Here is a 2,992-nt window from a genome sequence, read left to right as displayed (position 1 = left end):
GCTGCGCCGCTCCAAGCCGGGGGTGACCTTGATCTCGCCGCCGCCCCACCACGACATCTACTCCATCGAGGATCTGGCGCAGTTGATCTTCGACTTGCACCAGGTGAACCCCCAGGCACAGGTGTCGGTGAAGCTGGTGGCGGAGGTGGGCATCGGCACGGTGGCGGCAGGAGTAGCCAAGGCCAACGCCGACATCATCCAAATCTCCGGCCATGAAGGGGGCACAGGGGCTTCCCCCTTGAGCTCCATCAAACATGCCGGGGCACCTTGGGAGTTGGGCCTGGTGGAGGTGCATCATACCCTGCTGGAAAACGGCCTACGGCAGCGCTCCATCCTGCGGGTGGATGGCGGCATTCGCACGGGTTGGGAAGTGGTGATGGCGGCCATGCTGGGGGCAGAAGAGTTTGGCTTTGGCACGGTGGCCATGATTGCGGAGGGGTGCATCATGGCGCGGGTGTGCCACACCAACAACTGCCCTGTGGGAGTGACCAGCCAGAAGGAGGAGTTGCGCAAGCGCTTCCCCGGCACGCCAGATCACGTGGTGACCTTCTTCACCTTTGTGGCGGAGGAGGTGCGCCAAGTCTTAGCGCAACTGGGCTACCGCTCTCTGAAGGAGGTGATTGGACGGGTGGATCTGCTCTGTCCGCGGGCCGATGCCGTTCTCCAGAAAACCCCATCCTTGAACTTGGAGTGTCTGCTGCGAACTCCCCCCGGTTTTGATCCCAACACCCTGCCCGACTGGTTGGAGCATGAGCCGGCGCATTCCAACGGCCCGGTGCTGGATGAGCAGATCCTGGCTCAGCCGGAGGTGCAGAAGGCGGTGGAAACCTGCGGCACGGCCACGGTGGAGATCCCTATCGCCAACACCGACCGCTGTGTGGGCGGGCGCATTGCCGGAACCTTGGCCCGCTTGTACGGAGATACCGGCTTCGCCCAACAGGGGGGGCAGTTGGATCTGCGCTTTGTCGGCAGCGCCGGCCAGAGCTTTGGCGCTTTTACACTGGCGGGGATGCGCCTGACCCTGACAGGAGAAGCCAATGACTACGTGGGCAAAAGCATGTGCGGCGGCGAGATCGTCATCCTGGCTCCCCCTGAGGCGCCCCGCGATCCGGCGGAAAATGTAATCCTGGGCAACACCTGTTTGTACGGGGCCACGGGCGGATCCCTGTTTGCCAACGGCCAGGCGGGGGAACGCTTTGCGGTGCGCAACTCGGGAGCGCAGGCGGTGATCGAGGGATCCGGCGACCACTGCTGCGAGTACATGACCGGTGGGGTGGTGGTGGTGCTGGGGCGGGTGGGCCGCAACCTGGGAGCGGGGATGACCGGCGGCCTGGCCTATGTGCTGGATGAGGAGGGCAACTTCCCCGCCAAGGTCAACGGGGAGATCGTGCGCATTCAGCGGGTGCAGACAGCAGCAGCAGAGGCACAACTGAAGAGCCTGATCCAAGAGCACTATCGCCGCACCCATTCCCCCAAAGCGGAGCGCATTCTGCAAAATTGGGAATCCTATTTGCCTCTGTTTTGGCAGGTGATCCCGCCTTCGGAGGAGGGCAGCGAGCTGACGGATCCCTTGCGATCCCAGCCGCTGGCAGTGGAGTCTTAAGGATCTCTCAGAGCCTGCCGGTAACACTTCTTATCCCCACGACGGCCAGAGAGGCTGGTAAACTGCGAGAGTATACCTGGCCTTTTCATCCGCTTTAAATCACTATGAGTCCCAGTTTGCAAGCTGCTCAAACTCAAGCGCGAGTGCCCACCGAGACCATCCTGACGCCGCGCTTCTACACCACCGATTTCGAGGCCATCGGCAAAATGGGCTTAGGGGATCGAGAGGCCGATTTCCGGGCCATCCTGCAGGAGTTTCGCGCCGACTACAACCGCCATCACTTCGTCCGGGGTGAGGAGTTCAACCAAGACTGGGAAAGCCGCCTGGATCCGCAGGCGCGCCGGTTGTTTGTGGAGTTCTTGGAGCGCTCCTGTACAGCCGAGTTCTCCGGTTTTCTCCTCTACAAGGAGCTGTCGCGCAAGCTAAAAGAGACCAACCCCGTTTTGGCCGAGTGCTTTGCCCTGATGAGCCGCGATGAGGCCCGCCATGCCGGCTTTCTGAACCGCGCCATGGGCGACTTTAACTTGGCCTTTGACCTGAGCTTTTTGACCAAGCACAAGTCCTATACCTATTTCGCGCCGCGTTTCATCTTCTATGCCACCTATCTCTCGGAGAAGATCGGCTACTGGCGCTACATCCTCATCTACCGCCACCTGGAGGCCCATCCCGAAGACCGCATCTACCCCATCTTCAACTTCTTCAAGAACTGGTGCCAGGACGAGAACCGCCACGGCGATTTCTTTGCGCTCATGCTCCTAAGCCAGCCGCGGCTGCTCAAGGGATGGGTGGCCAAGCTGTGGTGCCGCTTCTTCTTGCTGTCGGTGTTCGCCACCATGTACCTCAATGATGTGGGAGAGCGCCCCGATTTCTACCGCCTCATCGGCTTGGATCCCCATACTTATGACATGGAGGTAATCTACAAGACCAACCGCGAGGCGGCCAAGGTGTTCCCGGTGGTGTTGGATGTGGAAAACCCTGAGTTTGTGCGGCGGCTGCAAAAGTGCGTGGCCAACAACGCTAAGCTGAGGGAGATTGCCCGGGGATCCGGCCCCTTCAAGGGTTTGCGCAAGCTGCCCCTCTACCTGAATAACTTCTATCAGTTTTTGCGGCTGTTTCTGCTCAAGCCCCGCCGTGCCGGCTTCTACTTGTGGGAGCAGCCTGAGCCCCGTTTTGAGGGAGCGGCTGTTTCTGCTTAAGCTGTCTGCTGCCTCGCCTCAGTCGCGTCAGGGGTGTGGAGCACTCTTGCAGGTAGGCCATCACAGGTAGACCATGAACATCGCCACCGAGATTACTCCCCTCTTTTTGCTGGGAACGCTGGCCTTTTTGGGTTGGGGCTTCTGGAGAGCCCGTCGGCGGGGATCCTTAGCCGTTTGGGTGTGGTTACAGGGA

At 60.7% G+C, this 2,992-nt stretch carries 2 protein-coding genes; both read left to right on the top strand.

The window, feature by feature from the left end; genetic code table 11:
- Nucleotides 1–1,603: glutamate synthase-related protein (locus NW837_RS08840; RefSeq protein ID WP_414330765.1), on the top strand; the 1,603-nt coding region annotated here is incomplete at its 5' end.
- 104 nt (nucleotides 1,604–1,707) lie between these two features.
- On the top strand, nucleotides 1,708–2,799 hold the full coding sequence (gene acsF, locus NW837_RS08835; RefSeq protein ID WP_414330762.1) for a magnesium-protoporphyrin IX monomethyl ester (oxidative) cyclase: 1,092 nt from the start codon (nucleotides 1,708–1,710) through the stop codon (nucleotides 2,797–2,799).
- Nucleotides 2,800–2,992 lie beyond the last annotated feature (193 nt).

The organism is Synechococcus sp. R6-10 (assembly GCF_047461815.1).
Lineage (GTDB): Bacteria > Cyanobacteriota > Cyanobacteriia > Thermostichales > Thermostichaceae > Thermostichus.
This window is presented reverse-complemented; position numbering and strand designations above follow the sequence as displayed.